At 36.2% G+C, this 21,070-nt stretch carries 15 protein-coding genes and 2 tRNA genes; 11 read left to right on the top strand and 6 right to left on the bottom strand.

What is annotated here, in order from left to right:
• Positions 1 to 28: 28 nt before the first annotated feature.
• The 5 genes from CXF59_RS07790 to CXF59_RS07770 all read left to right on the top strand — a co-directional run bounded on the left by CXF59_RS07790 (position 29) and on the right by CXF59_RS07770 (position 3,870).
• Positions 29 to 1,039, top strand: coding sequence for a dipeptide epimerase (locus CXF59_RS07790; protein ID WP_101137264.1), 1,011 nt, complete (start codon positions 29 to 31; stop codon positions 1,037 to 1,039).
• 6 nt (positions 1,040 to 1,045) lie between these two features.
• Positions 1,046 to 2,077: an aminotransferase class I/II-fold pyridoxal phosphate-dependent enzyme gene (locus CXF59_RS07785; protein ID WP_101137263.1), complete on the top strand. Its 1,032-nt coding sequence runs from the start codon at positions 1,046 to 1,048 to the stop codon at positions 2,075 to 2,077.
• Between the two features lie 57 nt (positions 2,078 to 2,134).
• Positions 2,135 to 2,599 (top strand): DUF1456 family protein, encoded by a 465-nt coding sequence (locus CXF59_RS07780; RefSeq protein WP_101137262.1) that lies wholly within the window; start codon positions 2,135 to 2,137, stop codon positions 2,597 to 2,599.
• A gap of 7 nt (positions 2,600 to 2,606) precedes the next feature.
• Positions 2,607 to 3,263: an NAD(P)H-binding protein gene (locus tag CXF59_RS07775; RefSeq protein ID WP_198554652.1), complete on the top strand. Its 657-nt coding sequence runs from the start codon at positions 2,607 to 2,609 to the stop codon at positions 3,261 to 3,263.
• 85 nt (positions 3,264 to 3,348) lie between these two features.
• Complete coding sequence (locus CXF59_RS07770) at positions 3,349 to 3,870, top strand: hypothetical protein (protein WP_101137261.1); 522 nt, start codon at positions 3,349 to 3,351, stop codon at positions 3,868 to 3,870.
• A 70-nt stretch (positions 3,871 to 3,940) separates the two neighbouring features.
• Here CXF59_RS07770 and sucC read toward each other — a convergent pair whose 3' ends face one another.
• Positions 3,941 to 5,134 carry an ADP-forming succinate--CoA ligase subunit beta gene (gene sucC, locus CXF59_RS07765; protein WP_101137260.1) on the bottom strand — a complete coding sequence of 398 codons (1,194 nt, stop codon included), beginning with the start codon at positions 5,132 to 5,134 and terminating at the stop codon, positions 3,941 to 3,943.
• Positions 5,135 to 5,563: 429 nt separating this feature from the next.
• Here sucC and gltB point away from each other — a divergent pair, with 429 nt between their 5' ends.
• From gltB to lysA, 3 genes are all read left to right on the top strand, one after another.
• Positions 5,564 to 10,078, top strand: a complete 4,515-nt coding sequence (gltB, locus tag CXF59_RS07760; RefSeq protein WP_101137259.1) for a glutamate synthase large subunit — start codon at positions 5,564 to 5,566, stop codon at positions 10,076 to 10,078.
• A gap of 2 nt (positions 10,079 to 10,080) precedes the next feature.
• A complete protein-coding gene (locus CXF59_RS07755) occupies positions 10,081 to 11,535 on the top strand; it encodes a glutamate synthase subunit beta (RefSeq protein ID WP_101137258.1) in 1,455 nt (484 codons plus the stop codon).
• A gap of 298 nt (positions 11,536 to 11,833) precedes the next feature.
• Positions 11,834 to 13,051, top strand: a complete 1,218-nt coding sequence (gene lysA / locus CXF59_RS07750; protein WP_101137257.1) for a diaminopimelate decarboxylase — start codon at positions 11,834 to 11,836, stop codon at positions 13,049 to 13,051.
• Positions 13,052 to 13,118: 67 nt separating this feature from the next.
• On the opposite strand, the gene pafA is transcribed toward lysA, so the two are convergent.
• Positions 13,119 to 14,732, bottom strand: coding sequence for an alkaline phosphatase PafA (pafA, locus tag CXF59_RS07745; RefSeq protein ID WP_101137256.1), 1,614 nt, complete (start codon positions 14,730 to 14,732; stop codon positions 13,119 to 13,121).
• 1,094 nt (positions 14,733 to 15,826) lie between these two features.
• Between pafA and CXF59_RS07740 the strand changes: the two genes are divergently transcribed.
• Complete coding sequence (locus tag CXF59_RS07740) at positions 15,827 to 16,378, top strand: transposase (protein ID WP_101137255.1); 552 nt, start codon at positions 15,827 to 15,829, stop codon at positions 16,376 to 16,378.
• Between the two features lie 573 nt (positions 16,379 to 16,951).
• Here the strand turns inward: CXF59_RS07740 and CXF59_RS15340 are convergent.
• Both CXF59_RS15340 and CXF59_RS07730 read right to left on the bottom strand, forming a co-directional pair.
• A complete protein-coding gene (locus CXF59_RS15340) occupies positions 16,952 to 19,156 on the bottom strand; it encodes an FISUMP domain-containing protein (RefSeq protein WP_101137254.1) in 2,205 nt (734 codons plus the stop codon).
• An 85-nt stretch (positions 19,157 to 19,241) separates the two neighbouring features.
• On the bottom strand, positions 19,242 to 19,763 hold the full coding sequence (locus CXF59_RS07730; RefSeq protein ID WP_101137253.1) for a T9SS type A sorting domain-containing protein: 522 nt from the start codon (positions 19,761 to 19,763) through the stop codon (positions 19,242 to 19,244).
• A gap of 698 nt (positions 19,764 to 20,461) precedes the next feature.
• On the opposite strand from CXF59_RS07730, the gene CXF59_RS15335 reads away from it, so the two are divergent.
• Positions 20,462 to 20,596: a transposase gene (locus CXF59_RS15335; protein WP_232758767.1), complete on the top strand. Its 135-nt coding sequence runs from the start codon at positions 20,462 to 20,464 to the stop codon at positions 20,594 to 20,596.
• On the top strand, positions 20,562 to 20,849 hold the full coding sequence (locus tag CXF59_RS15330) for a hypothetical protein (protein ID WP_157824549.1): 288 nt from the start codon (positions 20,562 to 20,564) through the stop codon (positions 20,847 to 20,849). Before CXF59_RS15335 ends, CXF59_RS15330 begins: the two co-directional genes overlap by 35 nt.
• An 18-nt stretch (positions 20,850 to 20,867) precedes the next feature.
• Here the strand turns inward: CXF59_RS15330 and CXF59_RS07720 are convergent.
• Positions 20,868 to 20,953: transfer RNA gene (locus CXF59_RS07720), tRNA-Leu, on the bottom strand.
• 8 nt (positions 20,954 to 20,961) lie between these two features.
• Positions 20,962 to 21,034 (bottom strand) — tRNA-Phe (locus CXF59_RS07715).
• Positions 21,035 to 21,070: the final 36 nt, after the last annotated feature.

Here is a 21,070-nt window from a genome sequence, read left to right as displayed (position 1 = left end):
ACATATAATTATATAGCTACAACCAATTATGGAATTAATAATAAGAGCATACGACCTTAAGTTAAAACATACGTTCACCATTTCAAGAGAATCAATAGATTTCCAACCTTCTTTAATTGTGGAATTAAAAAGTGAAGGGGTTTCTGGTTTTGGTGAAGCAACTTCAAATCCGTATTACAATATGACTGTACCGGTAATGGCAGAAGATCTAAACAAAATTAGAAGCATCATTGAAGCTAGTGATGGCGAAACACCCGAAGATTTTTGGAAAAAGATGCATTTCTATTTAAAAGAGGATATGTTTGCGCTATGCGCTTTGGACATGGCATACAATGATTTGTATGCACGTCAAAAAGGAAAAAAGTTATATGAATATTGGAACTATACTGTAGAGAACAATCCATTAACTGATTACACAATCGGGATTGCTTCCATAGAAAAAATGGTTTCTAAAATGAAGGAATTGCCCTGGCCCATTTATAAAATTAAATTAGGAACGGACGAAGACATTGCCATCGTAACAGAACTTCGAAAACATACCGATGCTATTTTCAGAATTGATGCTAACTGCGGATGGGGAGTTGAGGAGACAATCAGCAACGCTATTGAATTGAAGAAACTAGGTGTAGAATTCCTCGAACAACCCATGAAAGCTGATAATTGGGATGGACATAAGGAAGTTTTTAAACATTCGGTTTTACCTATAATAGCAGATGAAAGTTGCATCATCGAAGAAGATGTTGCTAAATGCCATAACCATTTTCATGGAGTAAATATTAAACTAGTAAAATGTGGTGGATTAACTCCGGCTAGACGAATGATTCAAGAAGCAAAAAAACTAGGGTTAAAAACAATGGTAGGATGCATGACAGAATCGTCAGTAGGAATTTCGGCCATTGCACATTTATTGCCACAATTGGATTATGTCGACATGGACGGCGCTTTGCTATTGGCGGAAGACATAGCCAATGGAGTGACCATAAAAAATGGAAAAGTCAGCTATTCTGAACTAAACGGAACGGGAGTTGTTTTAAAATAATTACGAATGAAAATCAATCAGTTTCCAGACAGAATAATTGAGGTTAAAGGGGAAAGTTATTTATATTTTGGAGGAACAGCCTATTTGGGAATGCCAACCAACTCTGAATTTCAGCAACTGATTATAAAAAACATACTGCGTTGGGGCTCTGCATACGGAAGTTCCAGAAATTCAAACATAAAACTTACGGCATACGAAAAAGGAGAACAATTTCTGACGGATTATATTGGTGCAGATGCTGTTGTCACAGTTTCCTCGGGGATGCTTGCTGCAAAATTAGTAATAGAAGAACTCGCCCCTCATACAGATGCCTTCTTTCACTTTCCTAATACTCATGCAGCCCTAAAAGCACCTAATAGTTTACCGTTTTTTATAGAAAGCGGAATAAATCCCCGCTTGTTAGACAGCACAAATGAAAGGATAACAATTCTGACCGACGCTGTCCCCAGCTTTCACATAAAAGCCATTGATTTAACAATTATAGAGTTAATTGCATCAAACAAGGAAATTACTTTGGTTGTTGATGAATCCCATTCTTTGGGTGTTTTAGGAATTAACGGCTGCGGAATTTTCTCTGCTATCCATTATAAAAATATCAAACGAAAAATCATGGTCGCTTCGCTGGGAAAAGCAATGGGAGTTACCGGCGGTGTCGTTGCATCTGATCAATCCTTTATTAATCAAATAATGAACAATGCCTCATTTGTTTCAAGTGCGGGAATGAGTCCCGCTGTGATTGAAGCATTGGGAGAAGCAGAAGCTATTTATAAAAGCCAACACATAAAGTTAAAAAACAATCTTAAATATATTGACGGTCTATTGGCCAAAAATAAAGCATTTGCATTCAACCCTGACTATCCTGTCATCTATCCAGACATACCTATAATCAATACAGTGCTTAACGCCAATAAAATAATCGTCACTAACTTTAAATACCCTACAGGCGGTAAAGAATTAAACAGAATCATATTTACAGCTAATCATACGGAGGACGATTTAAATAAAATAATTCGTATTCTAAACCAGTACCAATTCTGAACCTAAAATTACGACCACTTACTTTTTAAACGTACCTTTGTAAAAAATTAGAATATGATGACAAATAACGATATCTTCAAAAAACTGCGCGTTGCCTTAATGTTACGTGATGACCAAATAGTTGAAATATTGGAATTAGTAGACTTTAGAATTACTAAATCAGAATTAGGTGCTTTTTTTCGCGATGAAAAACATGAAAATTATATGGAATGTGGCGACCAAGTGTTGCGTAATTTCCTGAATGCTTTAGTTATTCATTTACGTGGAACAAAAGAAAACCCAAAAAGTCCAACTGACGTTTTAGCAAAACATAAAGCACAAATACCTGCAAAGGAAGGATCTAAAGACAGACCCGAATTTAAAGCGAAGCAAAAAGATGAAGAAGGAGCTAGAGGTGATAAACCGGGTGGGAAAGCAACAGCTAAAGCGGATTACAAGAAAAAGCCTTCGTTTAAAAAAGGACCGGCCAAAACTCCAGTGGTAGAAAAAGTGAAATACAATTTCGGAAAGAACAAAAAATAATTTGATTATGAAAACTGCTTTAATTATAGGAAGTACTGGATTAATAGGTTCTCAATTATTAGAAATCCTTTTAGAAAGCGCAGCCTATGATAAAGTAATTGCTTTTGTAAAAAGAGATGCCGGAAAGACACACGCCAAATTAACACAGCATATTATAGATTTCGACAAGCCTGAAAGCTATCAGAGTTTAGTTGTTGGCGATGATTTTTTCTGCACCATTGGTACGACTATCAAAAAAGCAGGAAGTAAAGAAGCATTTAGAAAAGTCGATTTTGGCTATCCACAGCAGTTTGCCACTTTCGCTTTAAAAAATAACATAAAGCAATTTTTGATTATCTCATCTATCGGCGCCGATAAAGCAGCTGGGAGTTTCTATCTAAAAACAAAAGGAGAAATAGAAGACTTTCTAAAACAATCTAGCTTTGCAAGTATTTCTATTTTAAGACCTTCGATACTTTTAGGAAACCGAACAGAGTTCAGAATGGGAGAGAAAATAGGCGCATTTTTTATGACAATACTTTCTTTTTTACTTGTCGGAAGACTTAAAAAATACAAACCCATAGAAAGTGAAAGCGTTGCAAAAGCACTTTTTAGGATTGCTCAAAAAAATAAAAACGGTTTTAGCATATATGAATCCGATGAAGTGCAGCAAATCGGAAACTAATAAAGAATACAAAAACCTGTTCGCCACGGCGTACAGGTTTTTTTTGTACATTTAATTTATTGTAATATATGATAACTGTCCAAAAATGAAACTATTTTTATCCCTCTTATTACTATTTGTTACAACGCTGTTTTTTAGCCAAAATAGTAAAAACACACAACCAGCACTATTTCTTGATTCAGTTTCAATTTCTTCGAACACAATGAAATATATCAATCCTGACGATATAAAGTCAATAAATAGCATTAAAAAGGATACGGTAGTTAATAACAGCCTCTATTCAGTACAGATACATATCCGTTCTAAAAACCCCAAGAAATATATTTTTTTAAGCTTAGAACAAATTAAATATGTTTACACTACAGTCGAGAAAAACGCTGTCATCTATATGATAAATGGAGAATTTATTAAGGAGGATATTGACACTTTCAAATTAGACCAGAACTATATTCTTAAGGTTGAAGTTACCAATTCAAATGATTTTTATAATTTAAGAAAAAGTGAGAGCAAGTTTGATATAATTAATATCTTGGGGAAAACCAAACAAAACTTAGACCCAAAAAATAGGACTAGCTTAAAAGGCTATGAGGCAATTGGTATTAAATAGATAATGTAAAAAGAAAAAATCCTGTTCGCAATGGCAAACAGGATTTTTTTTATATCTAATACTTTTCTAATTAAGAAAGAGCCGCTTTTACTTGGTCCGCTGCTTCTTGAAATTCAACAGCAGATAATATTGGCATTCCTGAATTATCAATTAATTCTTTTGCAATCGCTGCGTTAGTACCTTGTAAACGAACAATAATCGGCACTTTAATAGCGTCTCCCATATTCTTGTAGGCATCAACAACTCCTTGTGCCACACGGTCACAACGAACAATTCCACCAAAAATATTAATCAAAATCGCTTTTACGTTTGGATCTTTTAAGATGATACGGAAAGCCGTTTCAACACGTTTTGCATCAGCAGTTCCACCTACGTCAAGGAAGTTTGCAGGCTCAAAACCAGCATACTTAATTAAATCCATAGTAGCCATTGCTAATCCAGCACCGTTAACCATACACCCAACTGTACCGTCAAGATCTACATAGTTTAATCCTACTTCTTTAGCTTCTACTTCGATTGGATTCTCTTCAAGAATATCGCGCATCTCAGCATAAGCTTTTTGTCTGTACAAAGCATTATCATCAATATTAACCTTAGCATCTACAGCTAAAATTTTATTATCAGATGTTTTTAAAACTGGGTTAATTTCAAACATTGATGCATCAGAACCGATATATGCTTTATATAAAGCATCGATGAATTTCACCATTTCTTTAAAAGCATTCCCAGAAAGACCTAAGTTAAAAGCAATTGTTCTTGCTTGAAAACCTTGAAGTCCTACAGAAGGATCAATTTCTTCGGTGAAAATTAAATGAGGTGTATGTTCTGCTACTTCTTCGATATCCATTCCACCTTCGGTAGAATACATGATCATATTGCGACCTGTCGCTCTATTCAATAAAACAGATACGTAAAATTCTGAAGTTTCACTTTCACCAGGGTAATAAACATCTTCAGCAACTAAAACTTTGTGTACTTTTTTACCTTCTGCAGAAGTTTGAGGCGTCACCAATTGCATTCCAATAATCTGACCTGCTACCTCTTCTACTTGTTGTAAGTTTTTGGCAAGTTTTACTCCTCCACCTTTTCCACGTCCACCTGCATGAACTTGCGCTTTGATTACAAACCAGCTTGTTCCTGTTTCAGTAGTTAATTGTTTTGCAGCAGCAACAGCTTCAACTGCATTATTAGCAACGATACCACGCTGAATGCGCACTCCGTAACTAGCTAAAATCTCTTTTCCTTGATATTCGTGTATGTTCATAATATAGCATTTGTCTGGATTCTGAATTTATTTCAGAATATAAGTGCCACAAAAATAGCAAAATTCATGGTAACAGAAAAATCTTTTCCCTATTTAAAATTTCTTATCTTCTAAGTTCGACAATAAATTCATAATAACAGACGATTTTAAGTCTTAACAATAGTAAACCCCCATAAAACTAGTGCTGAAATAGTCACTATATCGTTTGAAATTAAAACCATAAATTTGATAGTGTCTACTATAGAGCCCGATATATAGTAGATACTATTAAATCAGGTTGCCGATTTTGTAATTCGCGCGCGCCTAAATATGATTATCATCATTTATTAATCGTTATTCTAATTTTACTGTAAAAATATTTATTTTTAATCATTTTCGATACATTATATATAATCAAATCGCTATTTTTATATAAAAAAATTATAAAGCATGAAAGTTAAAGAACAAGGCCTTTATTTGCCTGAATTTGAACATGACAACTGTGGCGCAGGATTTATTTGTAATTTAAACGGAATTAAATCTAACGATATTATTCATAAAGCACTCGATATCTTAATAAAATTAGAGCATCGAGGTGCAGTAAGTGCTGATGGAAGAACTGGAGATGGAGCAGGAATTCTTTTTGACATTCCTCATGATTTTTTTAAAAAAGTATGCGACTTTACTATTCCTGAAACAAGAGAGTATGCAGTGGGAATGGTTTTTTTACCCAAAAAGAAAAATCAAGCTGAATTTTGCAAGACTACCCTTGAAACTGCTGTTCGCAATCAAAACCTGAATATAATCGGATGGAGAGATGTTCCTGTCGATGTTTCAAATCTTGGACAAATCGCAGCCGAAAAAGAACCAACAGTAAAACAAGTATTTATTGGTAAGAACGGATTGGAGTTAACCGAACAACAATTCAACGCCAAATTATTTGCCGCCAGAAAAATAGCAGAGCATACTATTCTGAGTTCAAAGACTTCAGAAAGTCATATGTTCTATTTCTCTAGTTTATCTACCACCACTATCATATATAAAGGGCTATTGATGCCGGAAGACATCAGCAGATACTATACGGATTTAACAGACGATGATTTAGTAACGAGACTAGCTTTGGTTCATCAACGCTTTTCTACTAATACATTCCCTTCATGGGAACTCGCTCAACCGTTCCGATACATGTGTCACAATGGCGAAATAAATACCCTTCGTGGAAATGTAAGCAGAATGCGTGCCCGTGAAGAATTAATGGAAAGTGATATATTTGGCGATGACATCAAAAAATTGTTCCCCATAATATTAGACGGAAAATCAGACTCCGCTTCTATGGATATGGTTATCGAATTGTTATTAATGACTGGACGTTCGTTACCGGAAGTTATGATGATGGTCGTACCTGAAGCATGGGAAAAACACCAAACCATGTCTGATGACAAAAAAGCATTTTACGAGTACAATGCCTGTATAATGGAGCCTTGGGATGGCCCTGCCTCTATTCCTTTTACGGATGGAAATGTGATAGGCGCACTTCTTGACAGAAATGGTTTGCGTCCGTCACGTTACACACTTACAAAAGATGGGTTTGTAATTATGGCATCTGAAATAGGTGTTCTCGACATAAAACCCGAGAATGTAATACAGCATGGCCGATTAGAGCCCGGAAAAATGTTCCTCGTTGACATGAATGAAGGGCGTATTATTGAAGATGACGAGATTAAGGATGCGATAGTAACAAAACGCCCTTATAGAAAATGGTTAGACGACAATTTATTGCACCTAGCAAAAGTACCATATACCAATAATACGACGCCAACTGAGAATATCGATTTTGAAACTCGATTGCGTTTATTTGGATATACTATTGAAGATTTAAAGACAATTATAAATCCAATGAGTACAAAGGGGACTGAAGTACTTAGTTCAATGGGTAATGACACTCCATTGGCTGTATTATCGGATAGACCGCAACTTTTGTATAATTATTTTAAACAATTATTTGCTCAAGTTACCAATCCGCCTTTAGATGGAATTCGCGAAGAAATTATTACGGATATCAGTTTAGCAATTGGTGGAGATTACAATATCTTTGATATTGTTCCAAAACATTGTAAAAAGTTGAAAATTCAGAATCCAGTAATCTCAAAAGAAGACCTGGATAAAATAAGAAATATTGACCATCCAGATTTCAAGTCACAAACTATTTCTACTTTATATGAAATAGAAAAAGGAGTAAATGGTCTGGAACGTGCATTAGAGAAATGTGTAAAAGCAACTTTTAAGGCAATACAAGGAGGATACAATATCATCATACTTTCAGATAGAGGTGTTAGTGATAAAATGGCTCCAATACCAATGTTGTTGGCTTGCTCTTACGTCCATCATTCGATGAATATTCTAAAAGTTCGTTCGAAATTTGGAATTATCATTGAATCCGCCGAACCGCGTGAACCACATCATTTTGCTTTGTTATTTGGATATGGTGCAAGTGCCATAAATCCATACTTGGTGAATGAAATCATCCGTGATCAGGTAGATAAAAGTTTTATTACCGGTATGACAGCTGATTATGCTATCACAAATTACAACAAAGCTATTGCAAAAGGGATTCTGAAAATTATGAATAAAATTGGTATCTCCACTTTACATTCGTATCGCGCAGCCCAAATTTTTGAAATTTTAGGTTTAAACAAAAATTTTACTTCTAAATATTTTCCATATACCCCTTCTAGAATAGAGGGAATCGGTTTAATAGAAGTCGAAAAAGAAATTAAAGAAAGATATCAGAAAGCATTTCCAAACTCGAGTGTCGCCAGCCTTTTATCTCTAGAAATTGGTGGTATTTACAGATGGAGAAGAACAGGCGAGAAGCATATGTTTAATCCTACCACAATTTCTAAATTACAACAAGCCGTTCGCTTGAATAGTCCAGAAAGTTATAAAGAATACGCCACAATGGTCAACGATCAAAGTAAAAACCTAATGACAATTAGAGGGCTATTTGAATTCAACAACTTAGATCCAATCTCAATTGACGAAGTAGAACCTTGGACAGAAATTGTTAAAAAATTTAAAACTGGTGCCATGTCACTTGGTTCTCTCAGTCAGGAAGCTCATGAAAACTTAGCAATTGCCATGAACAGAATAGGGGGTAAAAGTAATTCAGGAGAAGGTGGTGAAGATCCAAAACGTTTCCAAAAAGAAATCAACGGTGACTCTAGAAATAGTGCTATAAAACAGGTAGCTTCTGGAAGATTTGGAGTATCAATTAACTACTTAACAAATGCTAAAGAAATTCAGATAAAGATGGCGCAAGGTGCAAAACCTGGCGAAGGTGGGCAACTACCTGGTGCAAAAGTACTTCCTTGGATTGCAGAAATAAGAAACTCAACTCCATATGTTGGATTAATTTCTCCTCCTCCGCATCATGACATTTATTCTATTGAGGATTTATCACAATTGATATTTGATTTAAAAAATGCCAATCGTGAAGCCCGCATCAATGTTAAGTTAGTATCTGAAGTAGGTGTTGGGACCATTGCAGCCGGTGTTGCGAAAGCGAAAGCGGATGTGATTTTGATTTCAGGCTTTGATGGAGGAACAGGTGCTGCACCATTAACTTCATTGCAGCATACAGGAATCCCATGGGAACTAGGTCTTGCTGAGGCACAGCAAACTTTAATTCTAAATGACCTCCGAAGTCGTGTCGTCTTAGAATGCGACGGACAATTAAAGACAGGTCGTGATGTTGCTGTTGCAGCATTACTTGGAGCAGAGGAATTTGGTTTTGCTACCGCACCTCTAGTAGCGTCAGGTTGTATTATGATGAGAGCATGTCATTTAAACACATGCCCAGTTGGTATTGCCACTCAAGATCCGGAGTTGAGAAAGAATTTCAAAGGAACTCCAGAACACATTATTAATTTCATGTACTTTATTGCTGAAGAATTGAGAGAAATCATGGCTCAATTAGGCTTTAGAACGCTAAAAGAAATGGTGGGACAATCACAAAAATTGAATGTAAACAAAGCCATTAAACATTATAAAGCAAGCGGTTTAGATTTGTCTACTATTTTATACAAACCTGAAAAAGCAAAAACAGTACCGAATCACAATACAACAACACAAGATCACGGATTAGAAAACGTTTTGGATTTCCAAATCATAAAGGAGGCGATTCCTTCTATTTATAGAAAAGAGAAAACACGAGTTAACTTTAAGATTAAAAATACAGACCGTTCTGTGGGAGCTATTTTAAGTAATGAAATCTCAAAAATATATGGTGCCCAAGGTTTACCGGAAGATACCATTCTTGTTGATTTTGAAGGCTCTGCTGGACAAAGTTTTGGCGCTTTCGCCACTAATGGATTGTCATTTAAAATTCATGGAAATTGTAATGATTATTTAGGGAAAGGACTCTCAGGAGCTAAATTAATTATCAAAGTCCCTCCTACTGCAACATTTAAACCAGAAGAAAACATAATTATTGGAAACGTAGCTCTTTATGGTGCAATTACTGGTGAAGCATACATTAATGGTATGGCTGGTGAACGTTTCGGTGTAAGAAATTCTGGAGCAACAGCAGTTGTGGAAGGAATCGGAGATCACGGATGTGAATATATGACTGGCGGAATTGTGGTCGTTTTAGGAAAAACCGGAAGAAATTTTGCTGCTGGTATGAGTGGCGGAATTGCTTATATTTTTGATGTTAAAAAACAATTCGAAAATGGTTTGTGCAATATGGAAATGGTAGCCTTAGAAGAATTGGAAAATGACGACTTGAAAAAACTAAGACGTTTAATTAAAAATCACTCCATGTATACTAACAGCCCATTGGCAGGAAGAATCTTAGAAGATTGGGAAAACCAACAAAAACATTTCATCAAAGTAATGCCAAAGGATTATAAAATAGCATTACAACGATTAGCAGAAGAGAAAAAAATTGAAGAACTAATAGCATAGTCATGGGAAAGATAGGTGGATTTAAAGAATACGATAGAACTGACGAAAGTAATGTAGTAATAGCGGAACGTGTCTCAAATTATAATGAGTTTACAATTCCATTAGATAAAAATAAAATTAAAGAACAAGGATCAAGATGCATGGACTGTGGCATTCCGTTTTGCCATAGTGCTTGTCCATTAGGAAATTTGATTCCTGACTTTAATGATATGGTACATCAAGAGGAATGGCAAGGCGCCTTAGAAATTTTACAAGCAACAAATAACTTTCCAGAATTTACGGGACGCTTATGCCCTGCACCATGTGAAAAATCGTGTGTGTTAGGTATTATTGAAGAGCCTGTCGCAATCGAGAATATTGAAAAAAATATAATAGAGAGAGGTTTTGCAGAAGGATGGATTAAACCCCAAATTCCTTTACAAAGAACCGGTAAAACAGTAGCAGTTATAGGTTCCGGTCCTGCCGGATTAGCCGCTGCTCAACAATTAAATAGAGCTGGACATACTGTAACGGTCTTTGAGCGAGATAATGCTATCGGTGGCTTATTGCGATATGGAATTCCAAATTTTAAATTAGAAAAAGCAATTATAGACCGTCGTGTTCTAATTCTAGAAGCAGAAGGAATAACTTTTAAAACTAATGTAAATGTTGGCGTAAACTACAGCACAGAAGAATTGAATGCATTCGATTCGATCGTATTATGCGGGGGCTCTACATCAAGTAGAAGCTTACCTACAAAAGGGATTGAAAGCAAAGGAGTGGTTCAAGCGATGACTTTCTTGACACAACAAACAAAATCGTTGTACGGAGAAGTGATTCCTAATCAAATACTTGCAACTGGTAAGGATGTTATTGTTATTGGTGGTGGAGATACGGGATCTGACTGTGTAGGGACTTCCAACAGACAGGGAGCAAAATCAGTTACCAATTTCGAGATCATGCCTAAACCACCTGTTGGACGAAGTGAAACTACGCCATGGCCTTTCTGGCCATTACAATTAAAAACATCTTCTTCACATGAGGAAGGTTGCGATAGAAATTGGTTAATCAATACTAAAGAATTCCTTTCTAATGAAAAAGGAGAATTGATAGGCTTGAAAACCGTAGAAGTAGCATGGAAAATGACACCAGGACAAAGACCTGAATTAGTCGAAAAAGAAGGTTCTGAGAAAACATGGCCTTGTGATTTAGCTCTCTTGGCTCTTGGATTTTCGGGTCCTGAAAAAACATTAAGCGACCAACTAGGTTTAGAGACGGACATGCGCACTAATTACAAAGCGACCAATTATCAAACAAATGTACCCCACATCTTCACCGCTGGTGATATGAGAAGAGGGCAATCTTTAATCGTTTGGGCAATCTCAGAAGGTCGTGAAGCAGCAAGGGAAGTTGATTTATATTTGATGGGATCTACCAACTTGCCTACAAAAGGAAATGGTGATTTGCCAAGTCTATAGTAAACATAAAAAAGGATATAAAAAGGCTGTCAAAAAGTAATTTATGACAGCCTTTTATGTTTTTGGGGTGGCCAGACATTCACTACCGCTCTTGCCTGGTACGCTATCCGATTAAAGTTCTCGTCCTTTTCGTTCGCGCTCCAGTGACCGTGGCTTTTCGCTACTATCACTCACCCGAATATTGGGTACAAACCCATCGTTTGTTGATTTTATAACATTTTGTTACAAATTGTTAGAATTTAGATATCCGCTTGCCATATCCATAAAAGAGTAATAAATTTGCTAAAAATTAATAACAATGCAACCAAAAGACTTACTTCAGTTAACAGAACAATTTGGCAGTCCAATATATGTTTATGATGCCGAAAAAATAAAATCCCAGTACAATAGATTAACGAAAGCTTTTTCTAAGGTGGACAACTTGCGCATCAACTATGCAATGAAGGCATTGTCAAATGTGGCCATACTTCAACTACTAAAAGAAATGGGATCCGGTTTAGATACCGTTTCTATTCAGGAAGTACTTTTAGGGCTTCATGCAGGATACGCACCAGAAAAAATATTCTATACCCCTAACGGAGTATCTCTTGAAGAAATCGAAGAGGTCAACGCAATGGGAGTTCAAATAAACATTGACAACCTGTCCATATTAGAGCAATTTGGCACAAAACATCCAGATGTTCCCGTATGTATCCGTATCAACCCCCACGTGATGGCAGGTGGAAATACGAATATTTCAGTAGGTCATATCGACAGTAAATTTGGTATCTCAATTCACCAATTGCCTCATTTAGTTCGTATTGTTCAAAACACTAAAATGAACATCGTAGGTATTCACATGCATACGGGTTCAGATATCCTTGATATTGAAGTATTTTTATATGCTGCGGAAATATTATTTGATGCTGCCAAAAATTTCAAAAACCTTGAATTCCTAGATTTTGGAAGCGGATTTAAAGTCCCTTACAAAAAAGATGATATCGAAACTGATATTGAAGAGTTAGGTAAAAAATTGTCTAAAAGATTCAACGCTTTTTGCAAAGAATACGGAAAAGAATTGACGCTAATATTCGAACCAGGAAAATTCTTGGTAAGCGAGGCAGGACAATTTTTAGTAAAAGTAAACGTAATCAAACAAACAACGTCAACTGTGTTCGCCGGTATAGACAGTGGCTTCAATCACTTGATCCGACCGATGCTTTATGGCTCGCAACATCAAATTGACAACATCTCGAATCCAAAAGGAAAAGAGCGTTTCTATTCAGTAGTGGGATATATTTGCGAAACGGACACTTTTGCCAACAACAGAAGGATTCCTGAAATCAAGGAAGGTGATATTTTAAGTTTTAGAAACGCAGGAGCGTATTGCTATTCTATGGCATCTAACTATAATTCAAGATACAGACCGGCCGAAGTTTTATGGATGAATGGAAAAGGACATTTAATCCGTGCCCATGAAACCTTTGAGGACTTATTGAAAAATCAAATTCCGTTGCCAATAGAAGCTACAGTTTAGAAAAAAATATCCATAAAAAAAAGCTGTGTTTTAAAAAACACAGCTTTTTTTACGGCCATAAACTAAATTAGTCCTTCAAAACTTCCTCAAGAACATGAGCTTCAGTTCCGTTAGGAAATGAAATTTTTATCTTCTGGGCAATCGTTGGTGCAATTTGAGTGATCTCTTTTTTATTAAAAGACTCCCCTTTTTTAATGTGCCAGCCATAAAAAATAGCAGGAACATGCGTGTCATAAGAATAAGTTGTTCCGTGCGACGTTCCGGTACCTTGATATTCTATATAACCTGGCTTATCTAAGATAACCAAATCTCCGTTTTGCGTTACATCATACCCTTTTGCAATGAAATTTAAAAAATAATCATTACCGGTTGAATTTAAAATATCCTCTTCGCTATAGACTCTCTTTACGTAATCTTGTGTCATCAAATAACTCTTAAATGCATCTTTAACTTTAACCAACTCCAATCCTTTACTTTTGATTACTTCTCTATTGAAAAATAAATTAAAACTGGAATAATTCAATACTAAATCAACACCAAAAGTCTTTATGGAAAAATCCTTCAGGTTATTTCTAATAACTGCAGGACTAATACTATTTACATTGTATTTATGGTCTTTTAAATAATTTACATTTTCAGCGCCGGCATGATCAGCGGTCAAAAACAATAAATAATTATCCTTACCAACAGTTTTGTCCAGATAATTCAAAAACTCAGCTATGGTTTGATCTAATCGCAAGTAAGTATCTTGTAATTCCATTGATCTTGGTCCCATTAAATGACCTACATAATCTGTAGAAGAAAAACTAACCGTTAAAAAGTCAGTAACGTTATCTTTTCCTAACTCCTCTTTCTCTATCGCTTTCATCGCAAACTCAGCTAATAGATTATTCCCAAACGGAGTTGCACGCAATACACCCGCATCATTCTTAGCATACATATCCTTTAAATCATAAGGGAAAATTGGAGCGGTACTATTGTACAATTTACCTTCATATGGATTATTATCCTCTAGGCTTTCATTATACGTACTTTTAGCCTTCAATAAATCCCATCCATTATTGATATAAGGCATATAATGTTTTTCGTCATTGAATTTCTGAACCCAATTTGGAAGTTTTTCGCCATAAAAAGTACTGGAAATAAAAGAACCCGTTTTGCTGTACCAAAATGCCCAATTTGCAAAATGCCCCGCTGGTAAAATGGCACCCCGATCTTTAAGACTCATACCAATAACTTTTCCCTTAAAGTTAGTTCCCATTCGCAACTCATCAGTAATAGTTGTCGTTAGTAGATTCTTAGGAGACATTTCTCCCTCTTCCTTCGTTCCATCACCTACCGTACTTACACTAGCATCATCTGTACAATACATCTCTTTCCCTAATGTTCTACTAAACCACTCATTACCTACGATACCGTGAGTATCTGGCGTGGTTCCTGTATAAATTGAAGCGTGTCCAGGTCCCGTATAAGTTGGCATATAATTAAAATGCATATTTTGAAACGTATACCCGTTATCCATTAATCTTTTAAATCCATTAGGGGAAAAATCATTGGAAAAACGATACAAATATTCCATTTTCATTTGATCAACAACGATACCTACGACCAATTTAGGTCGGTCTTGTGCTTGTAAATTTGACATAATAATAACAGCCAAAAACAAAATCAGTTTTTTCATCTTTAAAAATATTTTTGTGTACAAAAATACACATTAAAGAACAAACAAATTTAAATCATCCATAAGAAAAGTAAACAACTAATTTGATTTAACATTATCGTAACCCGCTGTATGTAATTATTTAAAACTTCAGTTCGAATGTTTTTTGTGTAGTAAAAAGTAACAGAAAATCTATCGAAATCCGTTTTTAATGCGCTTTTCCTAGTTATCGATACAATTTACCCACTGGTATTCGTTTGTCCACGTTCTCTGGTGCTCGATTGCATCGAGTGCCTACCTAAATTAAAAGGCATATTATAGCATTTGCAACGTGGATAACTAAAACCGAGATGACTTAACTCCTGTTTTTTTTACTAGTACTCATTTGTCTACGTTCTCTGGTGGTCGATTGCATCGAGTGCTTACTTAAATTAAAAGGCATATTATAGCGTTTGCCACGTGGTTACTCCGCTATGACAGACAAACTACTTGCGCCATCGCGTTACTTTATTTTTTAGAACAAATTTAGCCACACCCACTGGTACTCGTTTGTCCACGTTCTCTGGTACTCGATTGCATCGAGTGCCTACCTAAATTAAAAGGGATATTAGAGCGTTTGCAACGCGGCTAACTAAAACTGGGATGAATTAACTCCTGTTTTTTTAATATGATCCCAATGGTTTTACCTACTTAAATCAAAAGACATATTATAGCGTTTGCAACGCGGCTAACTAAAACTGGGATGACCTAACTCCTCTTTTTTTTAATATGATCCCAATGGTTTTATCTGGTGCTCGTCTGCGACGAGTACCTACTTAAATTAATAGACAAATCGTAGCGTTTGCAACGGGGATAACTAAAACCGAGATGACTTAACTTTATCTGGTGCTCGTCTGCGACGAGTACCTACTTACTTGTCTGAACTAAATAAAGCATTTGCAATGCGGCTTTTATAATTAACTTCTTCCTCTGGTGCTCGATTGCATCGAGTACCTACTTAAATTAAAAGACAAATCGTAGCGCTTGCAACGCGGCTAACTAAAACAGAAGTAATAATGAAGCTACTGTTTTTTATATCATCGTTTTCTTAAAATTAATACATTTGATAGAAAACGATGTCTGAGAAATACAAAGTTATTGATAGTACAGTACCAACATTTATTACTATAACAGTCGTAGACTGGGTAGATTTATTTACTAGACCTGTTTATTGTAATATCTTGGATGAATCCTTAAATTATTGTATCAAAGAAAAAGGATTGAGTGTACATGCTTATGTTTATATGACGAGTCATATACATTTAATTGTAACGGCTTTCGATAGTGAATTGCAAAATATTATTCGGGATTTTAAAAAATTCACATCAAAAAAACTAATAGAAGCGATCAAAGAACATACTGAGAGTCGACGAGAATGGCTATTACGGAAATTTAGTTTTGAGGCGCAAAAAACAGGGAGGACGAAAAATTATAAATTATGGCAAGATGGTTTTCATCCTTTTATTTTAGATACTTTAGAAAAAATAGAACAACGTGTAAACTATATACATTATAATCCTGTTGATGCCGAAATTGTTTTCTATGAAAGAGATTATGTAAATAGTAGTCATAGGAATTATGAAGAAGATAATACTGTTTTTTATAATGTAAATGTAGAGCCTTTGTGATGATTTTTGTTGGAGCAGCGTTAAAAACCCTTTACTCAGTTTACAAAGCTAAGTAAGTACTCGTCGCAGAAGAGCAAGAGATGGGATTGTCCCGATAAAATGGGGTTATTACTATCGATTTGAAGTATTTTAATGCTTTCTGGTTTCAACATTTTTTTCTCATGATTTAATATTGCTCAAAGTTACAAATTTGATTTGGAAACAAGACTCCCCTTAATGATGAAAGCAATATCCCAACTCATTGCGCGGTTGCAGCTGTTCGCGTGGTCGAAACCAATCTCCGCATTATAACAGAGAGCTCTCCGCCAATAAAAAAGGGTCTTATCAACCTTATGCTGATAAGACCCTTTGTTAATGAAGGCAAGTCAAAATTTAGTGTAGCCCTTGATTTGTTTTAATAAAGTTTTAATCCTGCGTTGCAAACGCTACGACTCTTCTTTCAGTTCAAGAAGCTACTCTTCACAGACGAGCACCTACTAACGTTTTGTTTTGAAAATAAAATGCAGTAATGAGCAATGCATTTTTATAAAAAAAGGGGCTAATGCCCCTTCTATTTTTCTAAGGGTCAAAGTATTAATCCCTGACGAAACGAACTGAGTGACCAAAGGTCTTAAGTTCAATGAGTCTTCCTACAATACTCTCGTTACTCAGGTGACGGGAATCGGCGTTTAGTGGACGGGACTCCGTAGAACTCCACCAGCTACCAAAATTGCCAATGCCATAGAATTGATCGTCGATGAATGTCCCAAAATCGCCCCCCCGTATACTTCCTGGAAGACCTGTAAAACCACTGCTATTAGTAGCTCCTTCATTAGGACTTAACCAGTGCGTTGTTCCCGTTTCTTTCATCTGGTATGCTGTGTTACCACTAAGAGGATCTTGTTGATTTAAAAAATTGGTTAATGTGCTCCAATCCTCATTTGTGGGAACATGCCAGCCTGTTGGGGCTAATTGCTTTCTTGCAGCTATTTGTACATCAGTTGGTGTTGCGTCCTCTGCAGCAGTTATGCCCTTTACCGCATACCAATTATATAATTTACCGTAAGTTGTGCCGTTTGCTGAGTCGTTGCGATAATAACACCAAGCCCCTGTCTTTAATGCTGCCCAAGCGGCTGCACCCGTTACTTCAGGTATTGGAGTACCGTCTCTATAAGTAGGTACATCCACGTTCCTGCTTTGCCATACTTGGGTACCAATGGTTACACTAGATAGTGAACCTGCTTCCGATCCTGTTACCGTATTACTAGCTGTGCTTGCTGCACTTTCTCCTTCAGCATTTGTAGCGGTTACTGTGAAAGTATAAGTGATTCCCAAGGCGAGACCGGTAACTTCTATTATGCCACTTCCTGCCTGTGTTAGAGTACCTGTAATATTATCTGGTGATGAAGTCGCCGTATATATGGTTATTGGTGAACCGCCATTAAATGCAGGAGCAGTATATGTTACACTCGCCTGACTACCCCCCTCTATAGCTGTCCCTATGATTGGTGCATTAGGAACTTGTGGCGCAATAGCTGTTCCTAAATCCCTGAGGCAACGCACTGATAAACCAGCAGTTGGATTTAGATTGTTGCTGAATACATCGCCACTAGTGTTTATTAGGCGAAGGCCGTAGGCAGTATTAAAACTCCACCAGGCACCATTCTCGCCAATGGGGCTAAATAAGCCGCTGCGGCCACCGCGTAAACCTCCTGCAAGAGCCGTAAAATCACTACTATTAGTAGCGCCCGTATTAGGACTTAACCAGGTACCATCAGGACTTATTCCCGTTTCTTTCATCTTGCCTCCTAAGTTACCTGTATTATCTCGTAGATCTAAAAAAGTGGTTAATGTGGTCCACTCCACATCTGTAGGAACGTGCCAGCCTGTTGGGGCTAATTGCTTTCTTAAGGATATATCAGTTAACGAGGCAGCATCATGTATTCCTGCTACCGCATACCAATTATATAATTTACCATAAGTTGTGCCATTTGAGCTTTCATTTTCGTTATAACACCAAGCCCCTGTGGTTAATGCTGCCCAAGCGGCTGCATCCGTTACTTCAGGTATTGGAGTACCGTCTCTATAAGCCGTCACATCCAAGTTCCTGGTTTGCCATCCTTGGGTACCAATACTTACACTAGATAATGAACTTGGTAGTAATCCTTTTATTTGGGATTGTAAAGTGGCGACTTGAGCTTGCAAATCGGTAATAGCTGCTGCCTGTGCATCAATGCTGCCTGTTTTTACCGTATTTAATTCAATAGCACTATTCTGAGCTACTTGTTCAGTTTCTAATGCTAAAATACCTGCTGCATTTGTTTCTTCTGCTGCTTTTGCTCTTGTTACTTCCTCTGAAATTGCTGCCGCATTTGTCTTAATGCCATCCGTTACTTCTTTCGTTGGCGGATGTGGCATGTAAGTCAAATTTTGCTCACTTAAAAAGCTGAAGTTACTGCCTCCTGAAAAATCAATCTCTACTTTTAATTTCTTTGTCTCACCATCCCAAAAAATAGCTCCGAAATCACCTCTGCTTGTTGTTGGATCGCTTCCTATTAAAAGATTGACCATACCATATCTGTCCGTATCTGTAGTATGTGTTTCTATGTACTCATTAGTCCCAGATGCATTTACAACTGTAAATTGTATGGAAACCTGGGTGTTGGCCAATACATTATTTTGTCCATTTGCATTCCCTTTAGGATTTAATATCACCGCTTGGTAACTGATTCCTTTGGTTTGGGAAAAACCTTGAAATGCCGTCACTAATAATAGCAATAAGAGTAATAATTTTTTCATAATCGTTTGTTTTCTGTTTTGGTTTGTATTTTTTAATTATCTCTATTTAAACCAGACTAAATCCTAAAAAGGAAATGCTGCCCACTTATTTTTTGAGTATTTTATTTATGAATTGTTTGTTGTTGGCCCTTACCTTTAAAATATAATTAGCACCCGGAAGAGGGTTAAACTGCGCTATTACCACTTGATTGGCTGTATAGCTTTTTGAAAACACCAATCGCCCAACCATATCAAAAACAGCCACTTCTACCTCTCCAATAATTTGTTCTGTAAAGGATATGCTGACACTCTCTACAAAAGGATTTGGATAAACAGATGCTTCCAGATTTAACGGGACGGCTAAGTCTACGATTTTTGCCATTAAATTGGGCTGTATAAAGCCTTGGCGCACGGGGTAAGCACTACCCTCAAATGTACCTACAACACTGCCTTGTCCTATACTTTGCTGTACAACATATTGCTTGTTGTTTGCCGTGATATTTTCTGAAGACCCTGAAGTTCCCATCGTAGCTCTTACCAAATAATCCCTCGAGCTGTTTTGGGCTTGAGTAACTTGACTAACGAACATTAAAAATAAGGCAATCACAAAAAGTAGTTTTTGTTTCATATGGAATTTATTTAATAGCTAGGATAAAGTCGACTCAAATGAATTGAGGGTTGATGATGCTAACATTGGTTTATTACTATTTTTCTTGAATAAAAATACAATAAAACCATAAATTATTTCATATTAAAAAATCTATTAACAAATAAAACGTTACAAAACAAAAAAACCCGTTTAAATACAAGTTTCGCTAAATTGTCACTGTTTTTTATTACAAATAAGAGTGACACAACAGCTCGTAAATAAACCACAGCATATAATTTATATTTAAAAAATGAAAAAAATAAACGTAGTTCCGTTGCAACAATAAAAAAAGACCCACCATCAAGAAAATGATCAGAGTGTTAAAGAATGCAATTATTGACGTGTCGCGCGACAGCTATTGCGATTTTTCTGTGCAAGCGTAACAAGAAATTGACATCAAAAGCCGCTAGCAAGACATTAATTTGGAAAATCTAGCATTAGAAAAAGCCAAAAAATTTTAAACCGATACTGTTGACAAATAATGATACCGCTAAACAATTGTTAGTTAAGAATAGTAGTTTCCTGTACAAAAACAAATCAAAGCAATCTAAAAAACAAACAGAATGCGCCGTAGTATTATTTGAATTGTATCCTGATTTAAAAAGCCTATGATTTAGCTCAGGATTTGAAAAACATCTTTTGAGAAAACAACAGATAAAAATATTGTACTTGCAACATTGGCTAGATGGCATGAAAAAATAAATCAATCAGGATTTAAGTCTTTCAATACAATCTCAAGATCGCTGATGAATCATTATAAAACCATATTAAACTATTTTGATAATAGAAGCACAAATTCTTCAGATAAATGAAAATCATAAACTCCTTAAAAAATTCAATAACTACTTAGCAAAAAATATTTCAATGCTAGTCTGCCTGCCGCAGGCAGAAATGAAAGCTTTTAGATCTCAATTTAGAGGACAAAGAAATGTGGAATTTTTCCTGTTTAGATTGACTAATTTTTATCGCTTCACAGGTTTTTGCCCTGATCCAATAGCAGCTTCTGTATTTCCGCTGATTAGCCACCAAAAATTATTAAACAAAAAAAACTTCAGTCGGCCTTAGCCAACTGAAGTTTTTTTGTACTCAGAGCGGGACTTGAACCCGCACGAACATTGCTGTTCACTGGATTTTAAGTCCAGCGTGTCTACCAATTTCACCATCCGAGCATTAATTGTGGTACCTCCAGGGATCGAACCAGGGACACATGGATTTTCAGTCCATTGCTCTACCATCTGAGCTAAGGTACCATACTACTTTATGCGTACTAAAGCAGAATTTGATAA

It is taken from the genome of Flavobacterium sp. ALD4, assembly GCF_002836475.1.
In the GTDB taxonomy this organism is placed as follows: Bacteria; Bacteroidota; Bacteroidia; order Flavobacteriales; family Flavobacteriaceae; genus Flavobacterium.
This window is presented reverse-complemented; position numbering and strand designations above follow the sequence as displayed.

Bases quoted from the DNA above. Each gene is read 5' to 3' on its own strand.
- CXF59_RS07785 (WP_101137263.1), top strand. From the start codon at position 1,046: ATGAAAATCAATCAGTTTCCAGACAGAATAATTGAGGTTAAAGGGGAA.
- CXF59_RS07740 (WP_101137255.1), top strand. From the start codon at position 15,827: ATGTCTGAGAAATACAAAGTTATTGATAGTACAGTACCAACATTTATT.
- CXF59_RS07775 (WP_198554652.1), top strand. From the start codon at position 2,607: ATGAAAACTGCTTTAATTATAGGAAGTACTGGATTAATAGGTTCTCAA.
- CXF59_RS07755 (WP_101137258.1), top strand. From the start codon at position 10,081: ATGGGAAAGATAGGTGGATTTAAAGAATACGATAGAACTGACGAAAGT.
- gltB (WP_101137259.1), top strand. From the start codon at position 5,564: ATGAAAGTTAAAGAACAAGGCCTTTATTTGCCTGAATTTGAACATGAC.
- CXF59_RS07790 (WP_101137264.1), top strand. From the start codon at position 29: ATGGAATTAATAATAAGAGCATACGACCTTAAGTTAAAACATACGTTC.
- CXF59_RS15340 (WP_101137254.1), bottom strand. From the start codon at position 19,156: ATGAAAAAATTATTACTCTTATTGCTATTATTAGTGACGGCATTTCAA.
- CXF59_RS07780 (WP_101137262.1), top strand. From the start codon at position 2,135: ATGACAAATAACGATATCTTCAAAAAACTGCGCGTTGCCTTAATGTTA.
- CXF59_RS07770 (WP_101137261.1), top strand. From the start codon at position 3,349: ATGAAACTATTTTTATCCCTCTTATTACTATTTGTTACAACGCTGTTT.
- sucC (WP_101137260.1), bottom strand. From the start codon at position 5,134: ATGAACATACACGAATATCAAGGAAAAGAGATTTTAGCTAGTTACGGA.
- lysA (WP_101137257.1), top strand. From the start codon at position 11,834: ATGCAACCAAAAGACTTACTTCAGTTAACAGAACAATTTGGCAGTCCA.
- pafA (WP_101137256.1), bottom strand. From the start codon at position 14,732: ATGAAAAAACTGATTTTGTTTTTGGCTGTTATTATTATGTCAAATTTA.
- CXF59_RS07730 (WP_101137253.1), bottom strand. From the start codon at position 19,763: ATGAAACAAAAACTACTTTTTGTGATTGCCTTATTTTTAATGTTCGTT.